Origin of the sequence: Archangium violaceum Cb vi76, assembly GCF_000733295.1 — a bacterium.
Taxonomy (GTDB): domain Bacteria; phylum Myxococcota; class Myxococcia; order Myxococcales; family Myxococcaceae; genus Archangium; species Archangium violaceum.
The window spans coordinates 22,487-47,640 of sequence record NZ_JPMI01000247.1; the positions used below are offsets into that span (position 1 = coordinate 22,487).

The 25,154-nt window shown below is 69.1% G+C and carries 21 protein-coding genes and 2 tRNA genes; 4 read left to right on the top strand and 19 right to left on the bottom strand.

What is annotated here, in order from left to right; all coding sequences use genetic code 11:
* Positions 1 to 67: 67 nt before the first annotated feature.
* Entirely contained in the window at positions 68 to 1,969 is a 1,902-nt protein-coding gene (locus Q664_RS34255; protein ID WP_052519019.1) for a glycoside hydrolase family 15 protein, read from the bottom strand.
* Between the two features lie 357 nt (positions 1,970 to 2,326).
* Here Q664_RS34255 and Q664_RS34260 point away from each other — a divergent pair, with 357 nt between their 5' ends.
* Positions 2,327 to 3,934 carry a vitamin K epoxide reductase family protein gene (locus Q664_RS34260; protein ID WP_084610544.1) on the top strand — a complete coding sequence of 536 codons (1,608 nt, stop codon included), beginning with the start codon at positions 2,327 to 2,329 and terminating at the stop codon, positions 3,932 to 3,934.
* 100 nt (positions 3,935 to 4,034) lie between these two features.
* On the opposite strand, the gene Q664_RS34265 is transcribed toward Q664_RS34260, so the two are convergent.
* From Q664_RS34265 to Q664_RS34310, 10 genes are all read right to left on the bottom strand, one after another.
* Positions 4,035 to 4,108, bottom strand: a tRNA-Arg gene (locus tag Q664_RS34265).
* Between the two features lie 32 nt (positions 4,109 to 4,140).
* Positions 4,141 to 4,214, bottom strand: a tRNA-Pro gene (locus Q664_RS34270).
* Positions 4,215 to 4,278: 64 nt separating this feature from the next.
* Entirely contained in the window at positions 4,279 to 4,887 is a 609-nt protein-coding gene (rdgB, locus tag Q664_RS34275; protein ID WP_043405403.1) for an RdgB/HAM1 family non-canonical purine NTP pyrophosphatase, read from the bottom strand.
* Positions 4,884 to 5,600 (bottom strand): ribonuclease PH, encoded by a 717-nt coding sequence (gene rph, locus Q664_RS34280; protein ID WP_043405406.1) that lies wholly within the window; start codon positions 5,598 to 5,600, stop codon positions 4,884 to 4,886. The genes rdgB and rph overlap by 4 nt, the downstream gene beginning before the upstream one ends.
* 93 nt (positions 5,601 to 5,693) lie before the next feature.
* Positions 5,694 to 6,503 carry an N-acetylmuramoyl-L-alanine amidase family protein gene (locus Q664_RS34285; RefSeq protein WP_043405409.1) on the bottom strand — a complete coding sequence of 270 codons (810 nt, stop codon included), beginning with the start codon at positions 6,501 to 6,503 and terminating at the stop codon, positions 5,694 to 5,696.
* A 59-nt stretch (positions 6,504 to 6,562) separates the two neighbouring features.
* A complete protein-coding gene (gene selD, locus Q664_RS34290) occupies positions 6,563 to 7,615 on the bottom strand; it encodes a selenide, water dikinase SelD (protein WP_200883803.1) in 1,053 nt (350 codons plus the stop codon).
* An 11-nt stretch (positions 7,616 to 7,626) separates the two neighbouring features.
* Positions 7,627 to 8,577, bottom strand: a complete 951-nt coding sequence (locus Q664_RS34295; RefSeq protein WP_043405412.1) for a DUF4388 domain-containing protein — start codon at positions 8,575 to 8,577, stop codon at positions 7,627 to 7,629.
* Between the two features lie 101 nt (positions 8,578 to 8,678).
* Positions 8,679 to 9,392, bottom strand: a complete 714-nt coding sequence (locus Q664_RS34300) for a hypothetical protein (RefSeq protein ID WP_043405414.1) — start codon at positions 9,390 to 9,392, stop codon at positions 8,679 to 8,681.
* A 10-nt stretch (positions 9,393 to 9,402) separates the two neighbouring features.
* On the bottom strand, positions 9,403 to 10,182 hold the full coding sequence (locus Q664_RS34305) for an outer membrane protein assembly factor BamD (protein ID WP_043405417.1): 780 nt from the start codon (positions 10,180 to 10,182) through the stop codon (positions 9,403 to 9,405).
* 15 nt (positions 10,183 to 10,197) lie between these two features.
* Complete coding sequence (locus Q664_RS34310) at positions 10,198 to 10,695, bottom strand: regulatory protein RecX (protein WP_043405420.1); 498 nt, start codon at positions 10,693 to 10,695, stop codon at positions 10,198 to 10,200.
* A gap of 34 nt (positions 10,696 to 10,729) precedes the next feature.
* Here Q664_RS34310 and Q664_RS34315 point away from each other — a divergent pair, with 34 nt between their 5' ends.
* Positions 10,730 to 11,470: a hypothetical protein gene (locus Q664_RS34315; protein ID WP_043405423.1), complete on the top strand. Its 741-nt coding sequence runs from the start codon at positions 10,730 to 10,732 to the stop codon at positions 11,468 to 11,470.
* A 165-nt stretch (positions 11,471 to 11,635) separates the two neighbouring features.
* Here Q664_RS34315 and Q664_RS34320 read toward each other — a convergent pair whose 3' ends face one another.
* The 4 genes from Q664_RS34320 to Q664_RS34335 all read right to left on the bottom strand — a co-directional run bounded on the left by Q664_RS34320 (position 11,636) and on the right by Q664_RS34335 (position 16,330).
* Positions 11,636 to 13,012 carry a type IV pilus twitching motility protein PilT gene (locus Q664_RS34320; RefSeq protein ID WP_043405426.1) on the bottom strand — a complete coding sequence of 459 codons (1,377 nt, stop codon included), beginning with the start codon at positions 13,010 to 13,012 and terminating at the stop codon, positions 11,636 to 11,638.
* A 151-nt stretch (positions 13,013 to 13,163) separates the two neighbouring features.
* Entirely contained in the window at positions 13,164 to 13,565 is a 402-nt protein-coding gene (gene rpsI, locus Q664_RS34325) for a 30S ribosomal protein S9 (RefSeq protein ID WP_043405429.1), read from the bottom strand.
* A gap of 51 nt (positions 13,566 to 13,616) precedes the next feature.
* Positions 13,617 to 14,063: a 50S ribosomal protein L13 gene (gene rplM / locus Q664_RS34330; RefSeq protein WP_043405432.1), complete on the bottom strand. Its 447-nt coding sequence runs from the start codon at positions 14,061 to 14,063 to the stop codon at positions 13,617 to 13,619.
* Positions 14,064 to 14,206: 143 nt separating this feature from the next.
* A complete protein-coding gene (locus tag Q664_RS34335; protein ID WP_043405435.1) occupies positions 14,207 to 16,330 on the bottom strand; it encodes an ATP-dependent helicase in 2,124 nt (707 codons plus the stop codon).
* Positions 16,331 to 16,364: 34 nt separating this feature from the next.
* Between Q664_RS34335 and Q664_RS34340 the strand changes: the two genes are divergently transcribed.
* Together Q664_RS34340 and Q664_RS34345 are read left to right on the top strand one after the other, a co-directional pair.
* Positions 16,365 to 16,991, top strand: a complete 627-nt coding sequence (locus Q664_RS34340) for a hypothetical protein (RefSeq protein WP_043405438.1) — start codon at positions 16,365 to 16,367, stop codon at positions 16,989 to 16,991.
* Positions 16,985 to 17,479 (top strand): caib/baif family protein, encoded by a 495-nt coding sequence (locus Q664_RS34345; protein WP_200883804.1) that lies wholly within the window; start codon positions 16,985 to 16,987, stop codon positions 17,477 to 17,479. Before Q664_RS34340 ends, Q664_RS34345 begins: the two co-directional genes overlap by 7 nt.
* Positions 17,480 to 17,498: 19 nt before the next feature.
* Here the strand turns inward: Q664_RS34345 and Q664_RS34350 are convergent, their stop codons facing one another.
* The 4 genes from Q664_RS34350 to Q664_RS34365 all read right to left on the bottom strand — a co-directional run bounded on the left by Q664_RS34350 (position 17,499) and on the right by Q664_RS34365 (position 25,151).
* Positions 17,499 to 18,686, bottom strand: a complete 1,188-nt coding sequence (locus Q664_RS34350) for a class I SAM-dependent rRNA methyltransferase (protein WP_043405442.1) — start codon at positions 18,684 to 18,686, stop codon at positions 17,499 to 17,501.
* An 8-nt stretch (positions 18,687 to 18,694) separates the two neighbouring features.
* Entirely contained in the window at positions 18,695 to 19,885 is a 1,191-nt protein-coding gene (locus Q664_RS34355) for a metallopeptidase family protein (RefSeq protein WP_043405445.1), read from the bottom strand.
* 149 nt (positions 19,886 to 20,034) lie between these two features.
* Positions 20,035 to 24,627 (bottom strand): PilC/PilY family type IV pilus protein, encoded by a 4,593-nt coding sequence (locus tag Q664_RS34360; protein WP_052519020.1) that lies wholly within the window; start codon positions 24,625 to 24,627, stop codon positions 20,035 to 20,037.
* 11 nt (positions 24,628 to 24,638) lie between these two features.
* Positions 24,639 to 25,151, bottom strand: a complete 513-nt coding sequence (locus Q664_RS34365; RefSeq protein WP_043405448.1) for a hypothetical protein — start codon at positions 25,149 to 25,151, stop codon at positions 24,639 to 24,641.
* Positions 25,152 to 25,154: the final 3 nt, after the last annotated feature.

Genomic DNA, 25,154 nt, shown 5'->3' on the forward strand with positions numbered 1-25,154 from the left:
GCGCTGGTCGCGCGGGGCGGCTCCCGTTCACAGGGCTCCGCCAGTCGTCACGCGCACCTCCGAGGCGTCAGGCCGGGGATTTCCCGTGGTGGACCGCCGCCGGCGCAGCGGGAGCACGGCCCCGCCGTCGCGTCTCGGCCTCCCCCAAGGTGAGCGCGGCCCGGATGAGCGTGAGGTGTGTGAATCCCTGGGGATGGTTCCCCCACAACTCGCCCGTTCGCGGGTCCACCTCCTCCGACATGAGGCCGAGGTCGTTCGCGTACTCGAGCAGCCGGCCGAAGAGCGCGTGCGCCTCGTCCAGCCGCCCGGCGAGCGCGAGGAAGTCGACCCACCAGAAGTTGCAGGCGGTGAAGGTGCCCTCCCGCCCTGGAAGCCCGTCATCCGCGGCGTAGCGGCGCAGCAATCCTCCGTCCGCGAGCCGCTCGGCGAGGCGGGCCTCCGTGGCGGCCATCCGCGGATCGTCCGCGGGCAGCAGGCCATAGCGGGGCAGGAGGAGTGGGCCGGCTCCGAGCTCCTCCTCGCCAATCGCCCAGGTGAAGGCCTGAGCCCCGGAGTGGAAGCCCTCCTCCAGGAGACTCCTGCGTGCCCCCTCCCGCGCCCGCTCCCAGGTGTCACGCCGCTCAGGCATTTCCAGCCCATCCCGCCTGGCCATCTTCAGTGCGCGATCGAGCGCCACCCAGCACAGCAGCCGGGACGTGAGGAAGTGCCGTGAGGGGCCGCGCAGCTCCCACATCCCTCGGCCGGGCTGGTGCCAGCGCTCGGCGGCGACGTCCGCCAGCCTCGTCACCAGGGCCCAGAGCTCCGGCTCCAGTGGACGCATGGAGGGCATGGCCTCCGAGCAGAGGTAGATGGCATTCACCACCTCCCCGAAGACGTCGTTCTGCCGCTGGGCAGCGGCCCCGTTGCCGACCCGTACCGGCCGTGAGCCGCGCCAGCCGGCCAGGTGTGGCAGCTCCACTTCCTCCTTCGGCGTCGTGCCATCCACCGCGTAGAGGATGGCCGGCACCCGGCTGGCGTGCCCCCGCTGCTTCAGCCAGCCGAGGAAGGCCATGGACTCGTCGTGGTAGCCCAGGCCCATCAAGGCCTCCACGCTCCACGCCGAGTCGCGGAGCCAGCAGAAGCGGTAGTCCCAGTTGCGCCTCCCGCCCGGCGCCTCGGGCAGCGAGGTGGTGGGCGCGGCCACCACCGCACCGGTGGGCGTATGGGTGAGCAGCTTGAGCAGGAGGGCGCTGCGCCGGAGCACGTCCGCGTACGGCCCGTCGTAGCGCCCCCGCGCGCTCCACTCCTCCCAACCGCGCTGGGTGTGGGCGAGCGCCGCCTCCGCCGCTTCCGCTGTCGGGGCCCTGGGCGCCACCTCCCTTCCGGCGGTCAGCGCCAGCCACCGCACCTCGCCCGCGTGCAGGACGAAGTGGCCCCGCACCCCGTGCTGGACCTGTTGCACCGCCAGGCCGCCGTGGATGACGAGGCGGAGGCCCTGCCCCGCACCGGAGGCACTCCACCCCCCGTCCACGGGAGCGAGCCGGGCCTCGGCGCGCGCATAGTCGGGGGTGGGGACGAAGTCCACGGCAACGTCCACCTGCCCCGCCAGGCACTCCACCCGGCGCAAGAGGCGCGAGCCCGCCTCCTCCGCCCGCGCAGGCAGTGGCATCAGGTCCGTCACCCTCAACCGCCCGGAGGGCGTCTGCCACTCGGTCTCGAGAATGTTGGTGTGGCCCACATAACGCCAGGCCACGCGCGCCGGTCCCACCGGCCCCACCCGGAAGAAACCGCCCTTGCGTGCATCCAACAGGCGGCAGAAGACCGCTGGCGCGTCGAAGCGCCCGGGACAGAGCCAGTCCACCGAGCCATCACGCGCCACGAGCGCCGCGGTGTGCCCATCACCGATGAGGGCGTAGTCGCGCAGCGGCAGGTCGCCCTGGCGAGCCCCCCCGTCCATCACCCGCTGCTGCTTGCCGCCGGTCTCGCCCATGGGTCTCTCCTCGGCCATGCCGTCGCATCACGGTGGACGGTGGCCCCTCGCGGCGGGCCGTCTCCTGGCCCCCGGGCACGCAGCGCGCAGGCCGCCGCGGCGCACAGCCGTCCCCGCCGCCACCGCACTCCACCCGCTCGCCTTCCCAGGGATGACGCTGTGCATGCGTGGGTGGGGCGCTACCCTCGTTGGCCCCTCCCCCACCACACGGACAGGCAACCACCCGCCGGGCACGGGCACCCGAGGGGCTCGGCTGGAGCCATCACGGCGGCCAGGCGGCCCTGCTGTCTCCTGGAAGGAAATCCCCCCCCTCTCCAGAGCCCCCCAACTTGGGGCAAGACCAGGAGGCCATACACCATGAGTGAGCACGAGGGCCCGCATGAGGGACAGGAGCCAGAGGGGAGACCCGAGAAAGAGGGCCACGGCGCTGGGGGCGAGCGGCACTCCGGAGAGGGCCATGGAGGCATGGGCAAGCGCGGGGTGACTCGCCCCATGGGCCCGCGCCAGCACAAGCAGCACGGGCCCGAACACGGCGGCAAGAAGGGACACGGCGGGGGACACGCCATGTCCTCCGAGGACCGGAAGAAGATGCTCGGCATGCACCACGCCCAGACGGTGTGGGTGTGGTGGAGCATCATCCTGCTCGGGGTGTGGATGGTGCTGGCGCCCCTCACCTTCGGGCAGGCGGGCATGCGCGTGGAGCCCAGCGGCGGCCGGGACGTGTGGCTGTCGATGGAGTGGCGGGTCCGGTTGATGGGCGGGAGCGACGTGCTCAGCGGCCTGGCGCTCCTCTTCTTCGGCTGGCGCAGCCTCAAGCCCGGCCGCCCCCTCAGCCAGTGGGCCTGCTGCTTCGTGGGCATCTGGCTTTCGATGGCGCCTGTCCTCTTCTGGGCGCCCACGGCGGTCAGCTACCTCAATGGCACGCTGGTCGGCATGCTCGTCATCGCGCTCTCCCTCCTCGTGCCGGGCATGCCGGGCATGGTGCGCTACATGAAGATGGGCCCGCCGCGGCCACCGGGCTGGACGTACAACCCCTCCAGCTGGCCGCAGCGCGCGGTGATGATTGGCCTGGGCTTCGTGGGCTTCCTCGTCTCGCGCTACCTCGCCGCCTTCCAGCTCGGCTACATCGACACCATCTGGGATCCCTTCTTCGGGGAGAGCACACGCAACGTGCTCAACTCGAACATGAGCCATTCGCTGCCCATCTCGGACGCGGCGCTCGGCACCCTCGCCTACACCTTCGAGTTCCTCATGGGCTTCATGGGAAGCCCCGCCCGCTGGCGCACCATGCCCTGGATGGTGACCTTCTACGGCATCCTGGTGATTCCCCTGGGGCTGGTGCACATCGGGCTCGTCATCTCCCAGCCGGTGGTGGTGGGCGAGTGGTGCACGTTCTGCTTGCTGGCCGCCGCCATCATGCTGCCCATGCTTCCGCTGGAGGGCGACGAGGTGGTGGCCATGGGCCAGCACCTGGTGCAGGCGAAGCGGCGCGGAGAGAGCCTCTGGAAGGTGTTCTGGAAGGGGGGAGAGCCCGAGGGCTCCCAGCCCGACGAGCGTGACCCGGGAGTGCAGGCGTTCCCGGAGGCGCCCGTGAAGGTGGTGCGCGCGGGCCTCTGGGGGATGAGTGTTCCCTGGGGACTCGCACTGTGCGCGCTGCTGGGCGTGGGACTGATGGCCGTCCCCGGCCTCCTGGCCGTGCAGAAGCCCGCGTCGGCGGTCTTCCATCTGTGCGGGGCCTTCATTGTCACGGCCTCGGTGGTGGCCTGGGGAGAGGTGTTCCGCCTGGCACGCATGCTCAACCTCCCGCTCGCCGGGGCGGTGGCGGTACTGCCGTGGGTGCTCGGCGGCGGCGGCATGATGGCGAAGGTGGTGGGCCTGCTGGCCGGAGTGGCCGTGGCGGCGCTCTCCCTGCCGCGCGGCCCCAAGCGAGAGTCCTACGGGAGCTGGGACCGCTTCGTGCGCTGAACCCGCGGACGGCGGAGGGGCCCTTGCCGCAAGGGCCCGCGAAGAAGAAGGGGCTGGAACCAGCGGGGGTGTTCCCCACGATTCCAGCCCCTCGAGAACTCGCGCCAGGCGGGACTCGAACCCACGACCCTCGGCTTAGAAGGCCGATGCTCTATCCAGCTGAGCTACTGGCACGCAATCCACTCCGTTACCGCGGTACTGCTGTATCGGGGCGAGAGGATTTGAACCTCCGACCCCCTGCGCCCAAGGCAGGTGCGCTACCAGGCTGCGCTACGCCCCGATGAAGCTCAACATTGTTGAACCATCCGGAACGGACGCGCAAGGCAAACGTTCCTGACGCCTGCTCACCCTCCAACAGGTGGTCCGCCCGCCATCGCCCTCAGATGGGGCAGCATCTTCTGGAAGGCGACACCCCGGTGCGAGATGGCCGCCTTCTCCTCGGACGTCAGCTCCGCCATCGTCTTGCCGCCCGGAAGGACGAAGACCGGATCGTAGCCGAAGCCGTGGGAGCCCCGGGGCTCGTGGCCGATGCGGCCCTCGCAGCGGCCCACCTCGATGATGGCGGGGCCCCCGCCCGGACGCACCAGGCAGAGCGCGCACGCGAAGGCGGCGGTGCGCTTGTCGTCCGGGACGCCCGACAGCTCGGCGAGCAGCTTCTGGTAGCGCGCCTTGTCATCCCCCTCGGCGTAACGCGCGGAGTGCACGCCAGGACGGCCTCCCAGTGCGTCCACGCACAACCCCGAGTCGTCCGCCAGGGCCGGCAGTCCGCTCGCCGCGGCGTAGGCGCGGGCCTTGAGCTCGGCGTTCTCCGCGAAGGTGGCGCCGGACTCCTCGGGCTCGGGGATGGGCGGCAGCTCCTCGAGGGAGACCACCTCCACGGCGTCCCCCACGAGTCCACGCAGCTCGCGCAGCTTGCCCGCGTTGCCGGTGGCGAAGAGCAGACGGGGCTTCATGCGCCGAGCACCTTCTGCTGGGCCTCGGTGAGCTGGCGGATGGTGGCCAGGCCCGCGTCCAGCATCGCGTCCATCGTCTTGCGGTCGAAGAGCTGGTGCTCGGCGGTGCCCTGCACCTCGACGATGCGGCCGTCTCCGGTGGCCACCAGGTTCAGGTCCACGTCGGCGGAGGAGTCCTCGTCGTAGTCGAGGTCCACCCGCACCTCGCCCTTCACCACGCCCACGGACACGGCGGCGATGGGGGTGAGCTTGGGCATGCGCGGCATCACCCCGGCCTTGTGCAGCTTGCGCATGGCGAGCACCAGGGCCACGTAGGCGCCGGTGATGGAGGCGGTGCGGGTGCCGCCGTCGGCCTGGAGGACGTCGCAGTCCAGGGTGAAGGTGCGCACGCCCAGGCCCGGCAGGTCCACCGCGGCGCGCATGGAGCGGCCGATGAGCCGTTGAATCTCCAGCGTGCGCCCGGTCTGCTTGCCCTTGGCGGCCTCACGCTGCGTGCGGGTATGCGTGGAGCGCGGCAGCATGCCGTACTCGGCCGTCACCCAGCCGGAGCCCTTGCCCATCAGGTGGGGCGGCACCTTCTCCTCCACGGAGCAGGTGACGAGCACGCGGGTATCGCCGAACTCCACCTGGGTCGAGCCCTCGGCGTGACGGGTGATGGCGGGGGTGAGGGTAACGGGGCGCATGTCCAGCGCCCCACGGTTGAAGGACCGCATGGGGAGGCTCCTCGGCTAGGGAAACGGGCCGCCTCTCTAGCAGACGCGCCGCCCCGCTGTCCGTCGCGAGTGCGCTCCTCTGTCGCTCCTCTGTCAGGGCGTCGCGGGAGCCGCCACCTTCGCGGGCTTGGGCGAATCGCGCCGGCGCACCTCGGCCAGGAAGGCCCGCACGCCCTCGGTGATGGCGGTGGCGAGCCGCTCCTGGTACTCGCCGCGGGCCAGCCGGCTCCCCTCCTCCGGGTGCGAGATGTAGCCAATCTCCACGAGGACGGCGGGGGCCTCGACGCCGTTGAGCACGTAGAAGGGCGCCTGCAGCACCCCCCGGTCCGAGCCCCCCGTGGCCGCGATGAGCTTCTGGTGGATGGCGTACGCCAGGCGCGAGGAGTCCTGGTGCGCCTCGGTGCGGGCCAGGTCGTGGAGGATGAAGGCCAGCGTGGAGTCTCCCCGTGCACCCCGCGCTGCTGGAGCCTCGGCGTTCTCACGGTCCGCGGCCGCCCGCGCCGTGGCGTTGGAGGCGCTGGCCGAGAGGAAGTACGTCTCGATGCCCTGGACGCGCGCGCGGGTGCGCCGGGTGGGCATCGCGTTGCAGTGGATGGAGACGAAGAGGTCCGGCCGCTGCTTGTTGGTGAACTCCACCCGCTCGGGCAGGGGCAGCGACTGGTCCTCTTCCCGCGTCATCAGCACCTGCGCGCCCAGTTCCTCCTCCAGGTGATCCCTCAGCCGCTTCGCCACCTGCAGCGACACGTCCTTCTCGAGCAGGCCCGTGGGGCTCGTGGCCCCGCCCTTGTCTCCACCATGGCCCGGATCCACCACGATGCGCGCGGGGCGCTCGGCCGCGGGGGAGGCGGAGGGTAGACACAGCAGGACGAGCACGCCGACGAGGGGGGGGAGGCGGAGTGTCATGGCCGAAGCGGATCGTAGAGGCGCTCCCGGTGGAGCGCCAGCGGCCGGCCGTATGTCCTTCAACCCACGACTTCGACGCCGGGGCGGCCCTCGCCCACCTCACCGATGAGGGCCACGTCCACGCCGGCCTTCTCCAGCGCGCGGTAGGCCTTGGCCACGTCCTTCGCGGGCACCGAGGCCAACAGGCCTCCGTTCGTCTGCGCGTCGGCGAGCACCCACTGGATGTCCTCGGGCAGCCCCTTGGGGAAGCGCACCTTCTTGCCCACGTGGGCGAGGTTGGACTTCGTCCCGCCCGGCACCACGCCCTGCTGCGCCAGCGCCGGCACCTCCGAGAGGATGGGGATGCGCTCCAGGTCCAGGAAGGCCCTGGTCTTCGCCCCCGTCATCATCTCCAGCAGGTGCCCCAACAGGCCGTAGCCCGTCACGTCCGTGAGGGCGTTCACCTTGAATTTCCCCGAGGCGAACACCTCTCCCGGCTTCTTGTTCAGCTCCGACATCAGCGCCACCACGCGCTTCGTCAGCTCCTTGGACGCCACGCCGCGCTTGATGGCCGTGGTCGCGATGCCCGAGCCCAGGGGCTTCGTCAGCAGCAGCACGTCGCCCGGCTTCGCCCCGGCGTTCGTCAGCACCTTCTTCGGGTGCACCTGACCCGTCACCGCCAGCCCGTACTTCGGCTCGGGGTCCTGCACCGAGTGTCCGCCCAGGATGGGGATGCCCGCCTCGTCCGCCTTCGCCTGGCCGCCCGCGAGAATCCGCGACAGCTCCTCCATGGGCCGGTCCTTCGGGAAGCCCACCAGGTTGAGCGCGAACAGGGGCTTGGCCCCCATGGCGTAGATGTCCGACAGTGCGTTCGCCGCGGCGATGGCCCCGAACTGGTACGGGTCGTCCACCACCGGCGGGAAGAAGTCCACCGTGCTCACCAGCGCCAGCCCGGGCGCCACTCGATACACAGCCGCGTCATCGTTGGTGTTGAAGCCCACCAGCGCCCTCGTATCCTTCGAAGTCTTCAGTTGGCGCAGGACCTGCGCCAGATCCGCGGCGCGGATTTTCGCCGCTCAACCCGCGCAATGCGCCAGCTCGGTGAGCCGGCGCGGCTTCTGCTCTTCGGACACGATGAACCCCGTCAGCTGGCGCGCACGTAGTCGCGCTTGATGAGCTGCAACACCGCCTCGGCCGCCTGCACGTCGTCCTGCTCCGAGTGGTCCAGCACCCCACCCAACGAGCCGTAGTTGTGCACCTGCTGCAGCACGTCCAGCAGCTCCGGCGTCAGCTCGCGCAGCTTCGCCGTCATCGGCATCGCCAGCGACAGCTGCGTGGCCATCGACGGCAGATCCTTCTGGATGCGCTTGTACTCGTCCAGCTGCCTCAGCGCGTCCATCAGGAGCGCCTCGGTGGACGAGTCCAGCTCCACCATGAACTCCTGGGGGTCGGCCGGCTGCAGCTCGAAGTCACCCTGCTCCCAGGTGATGATGCGGTTGAAGCTCTTCTGAGGACCCAGGTTGTGGTTCTCGTCGATGACCGCGTAGTACACGCGGCCCTGGCGCAGGTAGATCTTCGCCTCGTGGTCGTTGGTGACCACCAGCACGCCGTTCTTCTTGGACGTGTGGAAGAGCTGCAGCAGGTCCGGCAGCGGAATCTCCTCGATCTTCCCCGTCATGGACGAGGCCTTCGTCGAGGTCCGCGCCGCCTGCACCGCCACCTCTTCCAGGCGCTGCTTGGCCACCGCCTCGTCGACCTCGCCCGCCCCCACGCCCTGCAGGATGAGCTTCAGGATGGAGGTGCCGATGAGGATGCGGTCCCCCTCCTTGAGCGTCGCCTGCTTGACCTTCTCGCCGTTGACGAACGTGCCGTTCGTCGAGCCGAGGTCCTCGATGGAGATCTGCCCGGTCCCGTTGACCATGATGCGCGCGTGCTTGCGCGACACCATGTCCTCGACGAGCACCATGTCCAGCTCGCTCGAACGGCCGATGACGATCTGCTTCTCCGCCTTCAGCGGGAACTCACCGCCCTGGTACTTGCCGGAGATGAACTTGAGCGCGTACGTCTTCGCCGGCGATCCGCTCGGAGTGCTCACGGTGCTACGACCTCGATGATGAGTGTGGCCATGGCCTTCAGCCTCCCTCCCACTGCCCTGTCCGTCCCACCCGGCTGAGCCCTGCTGCGATGGCGCCTAGCCTACATGAGACTGGACGAAAACAAGAATTCCTCTTCGTGACGAATGAGCGAGAACCGGCGCTGGCCCCTCTCGTCCACGGGCCGGGAAGGCAGTTGTCCCTCCAAGCGCCAGGCCTCGGTGGCCACCGCGTCGTCCCGCTCCAGCCGCAGCAGCCACGTCTCCGCCCGGTAGCGGCGCCGCTGGAGCCCCAGCACCCGCTCCAGCTCCGCCTCCCCTCCCCCCGTGGCCGACTCCAGTCCCGGCGCGAGCAGGGCCTTGAGGGCCTCGCGGTCTCCCGCCTCCAGCGCCCGGCGCCGGGACTCCAGCACCCGGACCACCGCCGCCAGCCGGGGCGCGGCCAGGCGCTCCGGCACCCACTCCCCTTCGCGGCGGACGAAGGGCACCCGCTCCACACCCAGGGAGCTGATGGCCGTGCGGCCCAGCAGGCCGTCGAAGTCCAGGGTCGCCCAGGCCACGGCCCGCTCTCCTCCGGGCTCCACGTTGACGGTGATGCGCGCGAAGTAGTGCTTCTGGGACCGGAGAGGCTCCTCCACTCCGGGCAGGGTCAGCGACAGCCCGTCCCGCTCGGTGCTCTTCAGGGCGGTGATGATCTCCGCCTCGGGCCCGGCGGCCACGCCCAGGAGCCGGGGCACAAGGAGCACCGCCACGGCCGCGACGGCCAGCACGGTGATGACCACCCCACCCAGTCGGCTCCAGTCCTCGGCGCTCCTCATGAGCCCATCCTCACGAGCCCATCATCCTCCGCGCCCGCTCGGCGGCGGGCGTCCCGGGAAGGCGCTCGATGATCCGCTGCAGCGTCTGCTTCGCCTGCTCGGCGTCGTTGAGCTTCACATAGGCCTCATGCAGATCGAAGAGGGCCTTCTCCTCGACGGAGGTGCCCGGGTAGTTCTTCAACAGCCCCTCCAGCCGCTGCACCACGGCCTTCCAGCGCTCGCGCCTGGCGTAGAAGGAAGCCACGTACAGCTCGTGCTCGGCCAGCCGCCGGCGCGTGTCCTCGATGTTCTTCTTCGCCTCGGCGACGTACTGCGAGTTGGGGTACTGGCGCACGAAGTCGTTCAGGGAGACCAGCGCCGCCCGGATCTCCGTCTGATCCTTCTCCGTCGACGGAGGCAGGATGAAGAAGTCCGAGGGGATGTCCGCGTAGTGCGAGAGGGCCGAGCGGTATGCGGCGTAGTCCACCTTGGGGTGCGTGGGGTGGAGCTTGATGAAGGACTGGTACTTCTCGCGCGCCTCCGGGTACGTCTCCTGGGCGTAGGCGAGGTCCGCCAGCTTCAGCTCGGCCTCGTTGGCCACCTCGAGGTAGGGGTACTTGGTCCGGACGTGCTCGTAATACCGCTCGGCCTGGAGGAAGTCCTTCCGCTCCACGGCCTCGTCGCCCAATTGGAGGTTGGCGGCGGCATCCGAGGCGAAGTCCGGATCCCCGGACTGGCCGGAGGAGAGGGCCGCGCAGCCGGCGGCGGTACACAGGAAGGCAGTCAGGCAGGCAGCTCGAAGGAGACGCATGGGTAGGGAAGCAAGCTAATCGTCCGGACCCGAAGGTTCCAGCGCCGCGTCACCGAGTACCCGCTGGATGACGTCCTCGGAGAAACCCCGGCTGAATAGGAGACGGCCGGCCCGGGCATGCTCCTTGGGTCCCAGCTTCCGGCCGGACAGGCCCCGCTGCGCCAGCACCTGGCGCGCCGTGGCCTCCGCGTCGAACTCCACCGAGCCACGGGCCTCGGCCACCGCCTCGCTCGCCGCCTCGCGGCTCAGCCCGTGGGCCTGGAGCCGCTGCTCCACGGCCTGGGGGCCATATTTCCCCCGCTGGAGCAGCACCGCCGCCCGGTCCCGGGCGAAGCGCTCGTCATCCAGGTAGCCCCACCCCGCCACCTGCTCCAACGCCGCTTCGCGCACCGGCTCGGAGAAGCCCTTGCGCTCGAGCGCCGTCAGCAATTCGTGCCGGCTGCGGGCCCGCACGGCCAACAGTCGCAGGCACGCGTCCGTCGCACGTTTGACGTCCTCGGGGGTGAAGTCCATCGCCTGCTCTCTAGCATGTGGTAACAGGCGCGGCATGCACCCCCTCATCACCCGCTACCTCAGCCCCGAAGCCGCCCGCGAGACGCTCGAGAAGGAGAAGAACGGAGAGCCTCTCGGGCCCGAGGAGCGGCTCTTCGCCCAGATCGCCGCCGCCCACCCCGACAAGCGCAACGAGTTGATGGGCGGCAAGGGCAAGCGCCACCTGTCCTCGGACGCCGAGGCGGCCGTCGTCTTCCTGGCCGCCTACGCCGCCACACGCGCCATCGCCGAGGACCCCGCGCTCAAGGACGCCACCCAGAAGGCCCGGGAGTCCCTCAAGTCCGAGGGCGCCACCGACGACGAGACGGATGCCTTCATCGCCGCCATCCTCCTGGAGGAGGCCTTCGGCTACGAGGAGGAGGTGGAGACGTTCGACAGCTCGTTCGTCCAGGAGGCGCTCGGCGAGGTGCCCTCCCTGGCCGCCCTCACCCGAGAGCAGGTGGATGCCCTCATCCTCGGCTTCGAGAAGGGGGCGAAGGACGAGGCGGAGCGCAACGTGCGCGCGCACATCTCGCGGGCCCTGGTGAACATCGCCTGGGGCGAGGGCCCCACCCCCATCAACCCCGAGCACATGGAGGCGCTCTACGAGACCGAGATCGCCGCCAAGCCCGAGGCCGAGATGGAGGCCGGGCTGCGCGCCACCGTGGACTTCCTCCAGTTGCTGGCGAAGGAGGGGCTCATCGGCACCCAGCGGCTCACCCGGCTGCGGGCGCAGCTCGGGGACGAGGAGGCGTGACCCGGGTTCAGCCCTCTCCCTCTGGGAGAGGGACGGGGTGAGGGTCTACGGCGATACGCTGTGTAACTCGAACGCCCAGGTGGGAAGGCAACAACCCTCACCCTAGCCCTCTCCCAAAAGGGAGAGGGGACGTCACGCGAGACCCACGCGGATTCACCGCGAGCCCTAGAACCGCTCGATCTGGAAGTCGTCGTCGGCGGCGGGCGCCTTCGGAGCCGCGGGAGCCGGAGCCGCGGGACGGGCCGCTCCCACGGCCGGTACCCCAGGCCGGGACGCGGCGGCGGGAACAGCGGGCACACCCGGACGAGGCACGGAGGCTGCCGCCGGACGGGGCGCGGCCATCCCGGGAGCCGCCACACGCGGGGCCGGCGTCATGGCGGGCGCGGGTTGCTGGTTCTGCCCGAAGCTGGCCGAGCCCGGCACCGGCTTGGAGGCACCCCCGTCGAAGTTGTCCCACTTCGAGTCCGAGGTGGCGCTGATGCCGGAGAAGCGCAGCGCGAAGTCGTCCGGATTCGTGGCCTGCCGATGGGCCTCCTCGTAGGTGACGAGCCCCTGCTTCACCAGCGACATCAGCGACTGGTCGAAGGTCTGCATCCCATACGTGTCGAAGCCCTGCGAGATGGCATCCGGAATCTCCTTCGTCCGGTCCTTGTCCTCGATGAGCTCCTTCACGCGGGCGGTGCAGCGCAGCACCTCCACCGCGGCCACGCGGCCCTTGCCGTCCGCGCGCGGAATCAGACGCTGGCTCACCACCGCCTTGAGCACGCTCGCCAACTGGATGCGCACCTGCTTCTGCTGGTACGGCGGGAAGGCCGAGACGATGCGGTTGATCGTCTCCGTGGCGTCCAGCGTGTGCAGCGTGGACATCACCAGGTGGCCCGTCTCCGCCGCCGCGAGCGCCGTTTCGATCGTCTCGTGGTCTCGCATTTCGCCCACCAGGATGACGTCCGGATCCTGCCGCAGCGCGCTCTTGAGCGCCTGGGCGAACGACATCGTGTCCACGCCCACCTCGCGCTGGTTCACGATGGAGCGCTTGTCGCGGATGAGGAACTCGATCGGATCCTCGATCGTCATGATGTGGTTCGTCTCGGTGGCGTTGATGTGATCGATCATCGCCGCGAGCGTGGTGGACTTACCCGAGCCCGTGGTGCCGGTGACGAGGATGAGGCCGCGCTCGTCCAGGCAGATCTTCTCCAGGATGGGCGGGAGCATCAGCTCCTTGATGGCCATCACCTTGGTGGGGATGACGCGCATCACCGCGCCGATGGTGCCGCGCTGCTGGAAGACGTTGACGCGGAAGCGGCCGAGTCCGGGGACGCCGTAGGCCAGGTCCACCTCGTTGCTCTGCTTGAACTTCTCCTTCTGGAACTCGTTCATGATGCCGAAGACCATGCGCGCCACCTCCTCGGGAGGCAGCCGCTTGCCGTCCTTCAGCGGGACCAGCGAGCCGTCGACACGGAACATGGGCGGCAGGCCCGCCTTGAGGTGGATGTCGGAGGCACCGCCGCGGAGCGCAATCTGGAGGATCTCGTTGAGTTCCATGGATGCGCCGATGGTAGCACGCCCAACGGAACCGACGAGGGGCCCTGGACCACCACGTGCTCGCCTGCCCTGGCCCGCAAAGCACAACGGCGGAGGCTCCCGAAGGAACCCCCGCCGTGCGTGTACTCCAGCGATACCGTGTGAGGACGGATTAGCGCTTGGAGAACTGGAACCGGCGACGCGCGCCCGGCTGGCCGTACTTCTTGCGCTCCACCGCGCGAGCATCACGCGTGAGGAACCCGGCCTTCTTCAGCGCGGGACGGAACTCGGGGTTGTAGTTGCACAGCGCACGGGACAGACCGTGGCGGATGGCGCCGGCCTGGCCGCTCAGACCGCCGCCGCGCACGTTGACCTCGATGTCGATCTTGCCCTTCTGCTCCAGCACGTCCAGCGGCTGGTTGAGGATCATCTTCGACGTCTCGCGGCCGAAGTACACGTTGATGTCGCGGCCGTTGATGATCACAACACCGGTGCCCGGGCGGATCCACACGCGCGCGGTGGCCTCCTTGCGGCGGCCGGTGCCATAGAAACCCTTCTCGGTGGCGGTAGCCATGTCGTCTCTTCTCTAAATGGGGTGCGGAAAGTGGGGAAGGTAGGACAGCGCTTACGCCTCGACCTCGCGCGTCGCGGGCTTCTGCGCGGCGTGCGGGTGGGTGTCACCGGCGTACACCTTGAGCTTCGTCATCATCTGACGGCCCAGGGCGTTGCGCGGCAGCATGCGGCGCACGGCGTTGAGGATGATGTCCTCGGGGTGCCGGGCGCGCAGCTTGGCCAGGTTGGTGCTCTTCAGGGCACCCGGGAAACCGGCGCGGGGGTGCCGGTAGTACATCTTGTCCTGCTCCTTCGTACCCGTCACCTTCACCTTGTCGGCGTTGATGACGATGACGTGGTCACCCGTGTCGATGGACGGGGTGTACGTGGGCTTGTGCTTGCCCTTGAGCAGCGTGGCGATCTGGCTCGCCGCGCGGCCCAGCACCTTGCCGTTCACGTCGATGATGTGCCACTCGCGCTTGATATCCGCCGGCTTCGCGCTGTAGGTCCTCTGCGACATTGTTTGAACTCCAAAAGCATGGTTGGCGCCTGAAGCGCCTGTAGCCGTAGCAACCACGGGTCCGACCCGTAAACTTCCAAGCCGTCCCGGAAAGGCCGACCGTCTTAGAGGGGGGCGGGGGGCAAGTCAAGGTCGCACTGCGTTCACCGTACCCCACCCGTGGTTCCGGTCGCGGCGGGCCCCCCGGTTGTCGGAGCCCCTACGGCCGGTTTGCTCCCGGGGGCCACTCCCCCACTCGTCCCAGGCGCCTTGAAGCGCTCCTTCAGGCTGGCGAAGAAGTTCTTCTCCTGATCCGTGGGAGGTCCCTTGCGCGGTGCGTCAAGGTCGAGCACCTCCACCAGCTCCGGGGGGATGTCCTCCAGGAAGCGCGAGGGGGTGCGCGGCACCTCCTTGCCCCGCTTCACCCGCGTGACGGAGCGCGTCAGGTAGAGGAGTTCCTTGGCCCGGGTAATGCCCACGTAGCAGAGGCGGCGCTCCTCCTCGAGGTTCTGCGCCTCGCCCTGCATGCCCTTGTGGGGCATCAGCTCCTCCTCCATGCCGATGAAGAAGACCACCCGGTACTCCAGGCCCTTGGAGGCATGGAGGGTCATCAGGGTGACGGCCTTGTGGCCCCCGGGCACCTCCTCCTCCTCTTCCTGGCGGGTGTCGAGGCTGAGCCGGTTGAGGTAGGTGAGCAGGCTGGCCTTCGGGCCCTCGCGCTTCTCGAAGGCCTCCAGGGAGTTGATGACCTGGTCGATGGACTTGAGCTTCCGGTCCGCGCTGGCCTGCGAGGTGATGAGCGACTTCGCGTCGTCCTTGTAGCCGATCTCCTCCAGCAGCTTGCGCGTCACCTCGGCCAGCTTGCCGGTCTCGTACGACTGCCGGTAGCGCTCCACGAGCTGGAGGAAGTCCTTCACCTTCTCGGCGGCGCCCTTGGGCAGGTCCTCGTAGCCCTCGGCGCGCTCCATGGCGCCCCAGAGCGTCACGCTGTCCCGCCGGGCGTGCGCCACCAGCCGCTCCATGGTGACGTCGCCAATGCCCCGCGCCGGCACGTTGATGATGCGCAGGAGCGCCGTCTCGTCCCGCGGGTTGGCGATCAGCTTGAAGTAGGCGATGACGTCCTTCACCTCGCGCCGGTCGAAGAACTCGCTGCCCGACACCACCTCGTAGCGGATGCCCTTCTCGCGCAGCATCTCCTCGATGGGGTGCGACTGACCGTTGACCCGGTAGAGGACGGCGATCTCATCCGCCGGAATCCCTCCGGCCACCAACCGGGAGATCTCCGTGGCCACGTACCGGGCCTCCTCCTCCTCGGTGGGAGCCGATACCACCTTGATGCGCTCGCCGCCCTTGCGCTCGGACCACATCTTCTTGGCCTTGCGCTCGGGGTTCTTGGCGATCACCGCGTTGGCCGCGTCCAGCACCACCTGCGTGGAGCGGTAGTTCTGCTCCAGCCGCACCTCCTTGGCCTCGGCGAAGTACTTGTCGAAGCTCAGGATGTTGCGCACCTCGGCGCCGCGCCAGCTGTAGATGCACTGGTCGTCGTCCCCCACCACGCACACGTTGCGCGTCTCGCCGCTGGCCAGCAGCGTCAACAGATCGATCTGCGCCTGGTTGGTGTCCTGGAACTCGTCCACCAGGAGGTAGCGGAAGCGCTGGGTGTACTTGTGCCGCAGGTCCTCGTGCTCGCGCAGCAGCCGCGAGGGGAGGATCAGCAGATCATCGAAGTCCACCGAGCCCTGCGCCTTGAGCGCGAGCTGGTAGGCCTCGTAGACCATGTGGGCGATGAGATCATAGTCGTCTCCCATCCCCTCCCCGAGCGGCTCGGGCGTCTTGCCGGCGTTCTTCGCCTTGGAGATGAGGGTGAGCACCTTGCGCGGATCGAAGGTGCGGTCGTCGATGCGCCGCTCGCGCATGGCCCGCTTGATGATGGCCGCCTGGTCGCCCTGGTCGGCGATGGTGAACTTCTTGGGCCAGCCCAGCCGGTAGATGTCCTCCCGGAGCATCTCCGCGCCGAAGGCATGGAAGGTGCACACCAGCACGTTCTGGGCCCGGGGACCCGCCATGTGCACCAGCCGCTCCTTCATCTCCGTGGCGGCCTTGTTGGTGAACGTGACGGCCAGGATGTTGCGGGCCAGCAGTCCACCCGGCCGTTTGTCCAGCAGGTGGACGATGCGGTGGGTGATGACGCGAGTCTTGCCGCTGCCAGCGCCCGCCAACACCAGGAGGGGGCCCTCGGTGGTGAGCACGGCTTCGCGCTGCGGGGGGTTGAGCTTCGAGAGGTCCATTGCGCGCGGCCCGGGGATACCCTTTGATTCCCCTGTGCGCGACTATTCTTCTCTCCAGCGGCTCTTTCTCCTCGCGCTCGTCGCGGGCACGGCCTGCACCGATGGTGGAAAAAAGACACCGGGAGACGCGGACAGCACGGCCGCGAACACCCCGGCGGACTTCCCCTGCGCGCATTTCGAGGACCTGCGGGCCTTCCTCCCGGAAGACCTGGAGGGCCTGCAACGCGCCCAGGAGGGGGGCTCCACCGGCCGGTATGGCGAGGTGTCCATCAGCGAGGTCGAGCGCAGCTTCACCCGCGGTGAGGAGCGGGAAGTGAAGGTGCGCATCGTGGACACCTCCGGGGGCCTGGGCAAGAAGCTGGGGCAGACCATCCGCGCCGCGGCGGACGAGGGCCGGGAGCGGGCCACGAATGATCCCACCGCCCCCATCTTCTGGAAGGACAAGGAGGCGGTGGGCTTCGTACGCTACGACGCGTCCACCACACTGGCCGAGGCCAGCCTGCTGGTGGGCAACCGGTACGTGGTGGCGGTGAGCAGCCGGGGATTCCCGGGCACGGTGGAGGTGCGCCGGGTGGCAAAGGACATCGACCTCGAAGGGCTGGCGCGGCTGCACCAGGCCCCGGCGGATCGGACCGCCAATAGAAAGGAGCTTCCGTGGTGAAGGACAGAGGGTCGCGGGCGAACGTACCGGAGGTGCTCGAGCAGGAGGCCCAGGCGCGCCAGCAGGTGGCGGGCATGGGCAAGCGCGAGTTCCTCGAGCAGTACCAGCGGCTCGCCAAGCTGTACACGGCGGACCCGGGCAACCCCGGCTCCTACGCGTGCGAGGGCTGTGAGCGGTGCGCCAACTGCATGTTCTGCAAGGACTGCGACAGCTGCTACCAGTGCACCCACTGCACCCGCTGCGAGCTGTGCAACAACTGCTCGCACTGCGTGGACTGCAAGCAGTGCCACAACTGCGCCTACTGCGTGCAGAGCGAGAACTGCACCGGCAGCGCCTACCTCGTGCTCTGCCGCAACATGTCCGACAGCAACTACTGCTTCGGCAGCGTGGGCCTCTCCAAGAAGGACTTCCACATCCTCAACGTCCCCTTCCCCCGCACCGAGTACTTCAAGCAGGTGAAGCGGCTGCGCGCGGAGATGGGCATCTGAACCGACGCCCCTCCGGGCACTACAGCAGCACGCGGACGAAGAAGGCCTTGAGGTACTCGGTCTCCGGCAGGCCGCCGAGCACCGGGTGATCCAGGCCCGCCCCCCGGCGCTCGAGAATCTGGACCGGCCGCTTCGCGTCCGCGGCGGCCGAGAGCACCATCTCCTCGAAGGCCTCGCGCGTCAGCTTGCCGGAGCACGAGCACGTGACGAGCAGGCCCTCGGGGCGCAGGCACTTGAGGGCGCGCAGGTTGAGCTCGTGGTAGGCGCGCAGCGCGGTGGCCAGGCCCTCGCGCCGCTTGGCCAGCCCCGGCGGGTCCACCACCACCGTGTCGAAGCGGCGGCCGGACTCGGAGAAGCGGCGCAGCACGTCGAAGGCGTTGGCGTTCTCCACCGTGACGTTGGTGCGCCCGTTGCGCGCGGCGTTCGCCCGCGCCCGCTCGGAGGCCTTCGGGTCCTGCTCCACCGCCAGCACCGAGTCGCACGTGCGGCTGAGCGCCAGCGCGAAGCCCCCGTGGTAGCTGAACAGGTCCAACGCCTCGCCCCGGGCCAGCTCGCCCGCGCGCACGTGGTTGTCCACCTGGTCCAGGAAAGCACCCGTCTTCATGTCCCCCAGCAGGTCCACCTCGAAGAGGTTCTCCCCCTCGTGGTAGCTGAAACGCGCCTCGCCCTGCCCGTGCAGCAGCTTCACCTCGCGCGTCAGGCCCTCGAAGTCACGCCCCGAGGCATCGTCGCGGCACACCACGTGCGTGGCCCCGGTGAGCTCCGCCAGCGTGCGCGCTACCCACTCCTTGCGCACGTCCATGCCCTCGGAGAGCGTCTGCAGCGACAGGCCCGCGCCATAGCGGTCCACGAAGAGGCCGGGCAGCAGGTCCGCCTCGCCGTGCACCAGGCGCACGCCGTCCCGCTGGCGCAGCGGCGCGCGCCTCGCGAGCGACAGCTCCAGCCGGTGGCGCAGGAAGGCCTCGTCCACCTTCTCCTCGGCGGGGCCCTTGCGCGTGAGCAGCCGCAGCGCCAGCGGCGAGCGCTGGGCGTAGAAGGCCTGGCCCACGGGGTTGCCCTGCGGGTCCACCACCGACACCACGGCGCCGCGCTCCTCCGTCTGGGGCGGCTCCAACAGCTCGGTACGGTACAGCCAGGGGTGGCCCTTGCGCAGGGCCTTGGCCCCCTTGAGGCTCACGCGGGCGGTAGGGGGGGTTGGGCGAGCCATGTCTCGTGTCACTCCAGGCCGCGGGCGGCCAGTTCCTGATCGTCCTCGCCCCGAAGGTGCCCCACTTCGTGGAGCAGCGTTACCTTTATCTGCTCCCTCAGCTCCTCCCGGGTGCGCACCGCCCGGGCCAGGTTGAGCCGGTAGAGGGCCACCGAGCGGCACGGCGTCTCCGAGCCATCACAGGGCTCGCCCAGCGGCGGACCCCGGAAGAGGCCGAGAATCGCGGGCGACAGCGGCGGCTCCCCGGAGAGCAGGTCCTCCTCCGCGGGCAGATCCTCGGCGCGCACCGGCACCCCGGTCAGATCCTTCCGCATGTCCTCGGAGAGCGCCGCCACCGCGCGGGCCACCTCCTCGCGGAACTCGGCTTCCGTGGGCGTGGGCGGCACGGGGAAGTCCTCCGGCGAGACGCGCCGCGCCTTGTCGAAGTGCTCCCGCGCCTCCTTCCACTTGCCCTCGCGCTCCAGCAGCAGCCCGAGGTGGTAGTGCGCGTGCGCCCCACGCTGCGGATCATTCCGCAGGGTGCCAAAGGCGGCCCGGGCCTCGGCGAAGCGGCACAGCTCGAAGAGGGCCAGGGCCTTCTCGTAGGCGGCCTCACGGTTGTCCGGCTCGCGCGCCAGGACGAGCTGGGCGCGCTGGAGCGCCTCGGCGGCCTGCCCCAGGTCATTGAGCGCCATGGCGGCCACCAGCGCGAAGCGGGGCAGCAACTCCGGCGCCGCGTCGGACTGGGACAGCCCACGCTCGGCGTAGAGGGCCCCCAGCTCGTCGTACTCGCGGCTGGAGGGCAGCTGCACGGCGTAGAGGTGCGCCGCGCCGAGCAGCGCGTCCGGCTGGCCTGGCTCAATCGCCAGGGCCCGGGCGTAGGCCACCTGCGCCTCGGCCGTGCGCTGGAGGGCGGCCAACGCCTCGCCCCGCGCCGAGTGGGCGGCGGCCGAGTCCGGCTCCAGGGCGGAGGCCTGGGCCGCGCAGGAGAGCGCCTCCGGGTACCTGCCGGTGTCGAGGTAGTCCAACGCCGCGCTGAGGGGGCTGGAGCCCTTCGCCCGGCACGGGGGAAGCGGCTCGGGCACGGGCGCCGCCGTGGGCACGGGCGCCGGCGCCGAGGCAACCGGGGCGGTGCCCGCGTCGGGAGCGGACGTGGGAGACGTCCACTGGCAGGAACCGAGGAAGAGGAGGCAGAGGGCGAACGGACCGCGCCGGGACATGGGGGGCCGAAGGCTACGGCATCGCCCGCGGCACGGGAAGATGCCAGCAGCCCGCCCGCCCGTCCGCCATGACCGCCCCCCTGAAAACGGCGGGGCCCGCCCTCGCCGCGCGGCGAGGACGGGCCCCGGTGTGACAGCTCAGCCCTGGCTCAAATCCCCGAGGGCAGGCAAGCCTGCTTGCCTCCACCGTTCGGACCCGGCTGCAGGTGGCGGCACTCGTGCAGACCCCGCGAGACAGGCAGCTCGTAGATGGACTGCAGCACGTCCGTGCTGGCGGACACCTGCGTCTGGTTGGCCTTCTCCCTGTTGGGCCCGGGCTCCAGGAAGATGGTGGAGTACTTCACCTGGCCCGTCTTCGAGATCTGGATGGACGTGGACACATCGGGCGGGGGCGCGATCACCGAGCGCTCCTGGTAGCGAGCGAACGTGTTGTTGTTGGAGAAGCCCACCGCGCAGTTGGGCGCACCCGTGATGAAGTCCGCCTGGAAGAGACGCGCCCGGCTGGCATACGAGCCGGAGCACGCCAGGGACTCGCCCGCCTGCGGCTGGACGGCCTCCGAGTACATGGAGTTCCACATCGTGCAGCTCGCCAGCACCGCCGAGCCGCTGGCCGTCTTGTGATGCGGACCGTCGTACTCGTAGAACCAGCCCCGGCTGTCCGGAGCGGCCAACGGCCTGCTCGCGACGCAGCTCGTGCTCCCGCTGGCGCACGTGCAGGAGCCGTCGGCCTTGCACACGACATCCGTCACGTTGCGCAGGTCATCGTTGGAGTCCGACAGCCGCCGGTTGTCGTACTTGTCCGCCTTGTTGGCCGAGGCCGAGTTCGGGTCCTCGGTGAAGACACGATCCTGCGCACCACCGTAGGCCCAGATGCCGAAGAAGCGGTTCTTGCCAACGGAGCTGCTCGTGGCCAACGGCTGCTTGACGTCCAGATCGCCCATGTTCTTCGTGTCGATGGTGGCCGTGGCGGGCACGCGGCAGTCGAAGACGTCCGACGCGTACTGGCCACACTCCACGCTGGTGGAAGCGAACGCGTAGGTGGACGAGCCGCCATCCTGCCGGGTGCAGGTCTGGGCCTCGCGCTTGTCGAACGCGGCCTTGATGAAGGACTTGCTGGTCGTCGGACCGCAGTAGTCGAACGAGGCCGGCGTGTCGTTCCACTGGGTGGCCGTCGCCTTGGCGTAGGTGCCCTTGCCCCACTCGCTGTTCATCGTCTGGGCGTCGGACGTCCCACGCGTCACCTTGTAGTTGACCAACGTCTGAGCGCACCCGAGCTTGGAGCACGCCTGGGGGTTGTCGTAGCGGCAGATACCGACACCTTCATCCAGGATGGAGTAGCGGTTGCCCGTCCCCACGAAGGCGCGCAGGGCCCGGGTGTCCTGCTGGTACGCCAGCGAGCTCAGGTAGAAGAAGGGCGAGCGCTTGTCGATCCGCTCCGCGGTGGACGAGGACACATCCTGCCGGTCCATCGCGAAGGCGCGCCCGGCGCTCCAGTTGGTCACCAGACCCGAGCTGTCGATGATGCCCGGCTCATGGAAGCGCATCGTCCAGAGCTGGCCTCCCAGGTCACCCACCACCGCGGTGTCGAAGAAGCCATCCAGCGCCGGCTCGGTGCTGGGGCCGTAGTCCGCCATGGCCACGGGTGCCACGAAGCCGTACTTCAGGAACTCACGCGTCTTGTCCGCGCCGCTCGAGGCCTTGCCCGGCGAGGCGAACTCCCACTTCCACAACAGGTTGTCGCGACGGGAGTCCACCTTGCCATTCCACACGTCCACCATGTAGATGCCGCGGCCCTTCTCGCCACCCGGAGACCAGCCACCGGACAGCATGGTCACCCAGCGCTCGGAGAAGTCCTTGGGCGGCAACCCCTCCGCCTGGGGCATGGGACTGGCCGACCTGAACCGGACGGGACCGATCGGGGGCGACTTGGGGCTGAGGCTGAAGAGCGTCTTGCCGAAACGCAGCGCCTCGTCCGTGCACGGCTGCGGGAACATCCACCGGAAGCCGGGAGCCAGCGCGGCCGGCTTGGCGGCATCATCCCAGCGCAGCTCCAGGGCGAAGTAGTGCGTGCCACCGCGGCCCTCGGCCACCACGGCCACCGTGTGGTACTCGTCCTCGTCCTTCCAGCCGTTGTTGTTGTCGTCCGACCAGATGTCGCGGACCATGATGTCGCCATCCACGTAGTAGGCGTGGCCCTGCATCATGTCCTGCAGCCGCGGCAGCAGATCCGACGGGATGAAGGCCCACACTTCCTTGCCGCCGCTCTGCTCACCGGCGACCGGGGCGTAGTGGATGTTGCATGCCTGGTCCACCGCGCCCTTGCCATCGCTGAAGGCGTGCAGCATGCCGTCGTTGGCGCCCACGAGGATCAGCCGCTCGCGCATGCGATTCTTGTGGTGGTAGCCGTCGTAGGCATCCCCCTGATTCATCGCGGCGCCCGGCTTGCAGGTCGCGGGGATGGGGTCCTTGGACGGCTTCAACGGCGTGGCCTGCCCGCCCAGCTGCTCCGCGCTGGAGTAGAGCGTGCGCACGCACTGGGTGCTGACGCCCAGATCGCACAGGAACTTGTCCACCGGCGGGCTCACCACCACGGGCGCCGAGTGGAAGATGTCGCCCAGCGCGGACGGCCGCATGTTGGCGCGGGAACCATCGCCATCCTCGTCGAAGAGATCCTGACCGCGCACGTACTGGATGACCAGCGCCGCGCACAGCTTGTCGTAGTCGGCCTGGGACGTGGGGTCCGCCGACACCACGCCCGAGCGCACCTTGTTCATCATCTCCGCGGCCTGCTTGGAGGTGAGCCCCATCTTGCTCAGGATGAAGCCCGGCTTGTAGCCGGAGCCCGTGCCGCTGGGGCACATGGGCGCCCCGCTCACGGCCAGGTACTGCTGCAGCTCGGCCAGCTTCTCGAGCTTGAACTCGACGAGCTCGTCGTCCTGGTTGATCAGCCCATCCTTGAGGCCACCCTTCAGCCGGCCGTTGTCCGTCACCGTGTAGATGTTGCGGCCGAAGTCGGGCTTCTTGGCGCCCCCGGTCTCCGCGCCCTGCTCCCAGTCCTTCTTGAGCTCCTCTCCCGCCTCCCAGTAGTGCTGGGCCGCCTCGCCGAACTGGGTGACGGTCGCGGGGGTGCTGAAGGCCGTGATCTTGCGGAAGTCACCCTCCTGGGTCTCCGCGACGACATCCCCATTCCTGTCGATCAGGTAGACGTCGTCGTAGTCCTTGTCGTCATTCCTGTCCTCGTTCAGGACGAACTCGTTGAACTGCTCGTAGCGGAAGAGCTTGCCCGCCCACCCCTTGTTGCTGGCGGGGACCATGCGGGGGATGATCGCCAGCTGCGACGAGTTCTGCGACTGCAGGCTGTTGACGGCCACCGAGGTGAAGGCGTTGCTGCGCGCGTTGATGTTGTCCAGGATCTTCAGCAGGGCCTGCTTGAGCTCGCTGGTGCTCCGGGCCGGGAAGAACTCGCCGCCACCCACCCGCGCCGTCTCCTGCAGCAGCTTGCTGGAGGTCACCGCCTCGGAGAAGCCGATGGTGTAGGTGGCCACGCGCTGCATGCCCCCCTTCTCCTCGCGCATGTCGTTGTCCCAGAAGTACCTGGCCACCTTGTGCAGGTTGCCCTTGCAGTCCGTGCAGTTGGAGGACTGCTTGGTGATGGCGCTGGGGAGGGAGACGTAGTTGCCTTCGCTGGTGGGATCACCGTCCGTCAGCAGGATGACGGCGTTGAATCCGCACTCGTAGCAGATGGCGTCGCCGCGGTTGTACGCAGTGGAGCCGACGCTCGCCGGCTTGGGGTGATTGGAGCCGAAATACTTGGAGAAGGGCGTGGTGCCGCTGCTCCTGCTCTGGAAGTAATAACCCGCCGCGTAGAGCGTGTCCGAGAGCGGGGTACCGATATGGCCCCACGCCAGCCGCTTCGTCGAGCTCCCGTTGTTGGTGAGATTCCTGAGGAAGGTGTCGCGGCCGGCCTTCATCGCGTCGGCGTCCAGCGGGTAGGCGCACGAGGGGCTCATCTCCTGGAGCATGCAGAGGCTGTTGACGCTCCACGAAGAACCCCAGCACCCCTCCGAACCCACCGTCTCGAAGGACATCACCGCGAAGCGCGCCTCGGGCAACGCGTGGACGACATCCGCCAGCACCTTCACGGCGCCCGAGTCACGCGGCGCGTAGAAGTTGAGGAAGTTGCCCTTCACCCGGCGCGTCGAGCCATCGACGTAGTACCCCTTGGTGTCCAGGCACTGCTGGCACAGCGTGCGGTCCGCCGACTTGCTGGAGACGCCCTTGCACGCATCCGTCACGTTCGACCACGCGTCGACCTGGTCGTCATTCTCCGGGGGGTTCTGGAAGCTACGGCCATACCCGTCCGAGGGCGCGTTGTAATACTTGTTGGTCGCGAACCACTCGCTGGACTGGGTGGACATGCTCGTCCACAAGCGCGGGTACACCTCGTCCTTGTCGTAGCCCAGCTCCTCGAAGAACGAGTGCGAGCAGCCCTTGGCCGTGGGCCAGGTCGTCGGCCACGCGTACATGGAGCTGGAGGTGTCGATGATGAAGAGGATGTTGGGTGAGCCGCTCGGGCTGGAGAAGAACTTCTCGTCTCCGCTGAACTGCGTCGGATTCATCAACGAATCCAGCCGCGAGGTCGTCGGCAGACAGCAGGCGGCCTGATCGATGGCGGCCGCCGTGTCCGCCCGGAGCACCACCAGCACCGAGGCAACAAGGTACAACGTCAGCTTACGAATCATGGCGCCTTCCCTCACAGGCCATAACGGAAGAGGAACTCCACCTCGGACTGACGGCCCTTGGCGGCCGGGTTGCCCGAGGACTCCTCGCACTTGACCACCACCCGGTAGTACTGCCCACCGAGGATGGTGGAGCGGGGCATGTTGTTGGCCAGCTCTACCGCCTGGCCAGCGGCCGCTCCCATCGTCACCGCATCCACGGTCGTCACCGTGGCGATCGCTTCCGAGTCATAGTGTCCGGTCATCAGCCGCGAGCGCGCCTCCGGATCCGGATCATCGATGAGCTTCGTATCGAGGATCTCCAGCGTCCCGGTGGCCTGGAACAACGACAGGCGGGAGAGCAGGTGGCGGCGCGCCGCCTCCGCGCAGACGTTGACGCGATCTCCGCGCAGCTTCTCCGCCGTCGCCTCGCGGTTGCGATTGGTGAACTGGATGGCCCCTCCCACCAGCACCATCAACACGGAGATGGCGATGACGGTGAGCAGCAGGGCATTGCCTCGGGGGGCCCGGGTTCTGGGATGGATCATGAT

Coding starts and splice junctions, on each gene's coding strand:
- Q664_RS34300 (WP_043405414.1), bottom strand. CDS start 9,392: ATGAGGAGCGCCGAGGACTGGAGCCGACTGGGTGGGGTGGTCATCACC.
- Q664_RS34320 (WP_043405426.1), bottom strand. CDS start 13,012: ATGGAACTCAACGAGATCCTCCAGATTGCGCTCCGCGGCGGTGCCTCC.
- rpsI (WP_043405429.1), bottom strand. CDS start 13,565: ATGGCTACCGCCACCGAGAAGGGTTTCTATGGCACCGGCCGCCGCAAG.
- Q664_RS34285 (WP_043405409.1), bottom strand. CDS start 6,503: ATGACACTCCGCCTCCCCCCCCTCGTCGGCGTGCTCGTCCTGCTGTGT.
- Q664_RS34255 (WP_052519019.1), bottom strand. CDS start 1,969: ATGGGCGAGACCGGCGGCAAGCAGCAGCGGGTGATGGACGGGGGGGCT.
- Q664_RS34360 (WP_052519020.1), bottom strand. CDS start 24,627: ATGATTCGTAAGCTGACGTTGTACCTTGTTGCCTCGGTGCTGGTGGTG.
- rph (WP_043405406.1), bottom strand. CDS start 5,600: ATGCGGTCCTTCAACCGTGGGGCGCTGGACATGCGCCCCGTTACCCTC.
- Q664_RS34310 (WP_043405420.1), bottom strand. CDS start 10,695: ATGGACTTCACCCCCGAGGACGTCAAACGTGCGACGGACGCGTGCCTG.
- rplM (WP_043405432.1), bottom strand. CDS start 14,063: ATGTCGCAGAGGACCTACAGCGCGAAGCCGGCGGATATCAAGCGCGAG.
- Q664_RS34355 (WP_043405445.1), bottom strand. CDS start 19,885: ATGTCCCGGCGCGGTCCGTTCGCCCTCTGCCTCCTCTTCCTCGGTTCC.
- Q664_RS34365 (WP_043405448.1), bottom strand. CDS start 25,151: ATGATCCATCCCAGAACCCGGGCCCCCCGAGGCAATGCCCTGCTGCTC.
- Q664_RS34315 (WP_043405423.1), top strand. CDS start 10,730: ATGCACCCCCTCATCACCCGCTACCTCAGCCCCGAAGCCGCCCGCGAG.
- rdgB (WP_043405403.1), bottom strand. CDS start 4,887: ATGAAGCCCCGTCTGCTCTTCGCCACCGGCAACGCGGGCAAGCTGCGC.
- Q664_RS34335 (WP_043405435.1), bottom strand. CDS start 16,330: ATGGACCTCTCGAAGCTCAACCCCCCGCAGCGCGAAGCCGTGCTCACC.
- Q664_RS34350 (WP_043405442.1), bottom strand. CDS start 18,686: ATGGCTCGCCCAACCCCCCCTACCGCCCGCGTGAGCCTCAAGGGGGCC.
- Q664_RS34260 (WP_084610544.1), top strand. CDS start 2,327: ATGAGTGAGCACGAGGGCCCGCATGAGGGACAGGAGCCAGAGGGGAGA.
- Q664_RS34305 (WP_043405417.1), bottom strand. CDS start 10,182: ATGCGTCTCCTTCGAGCTGCCTGCCTGACTGCCTTCCTGTGTACCGCC.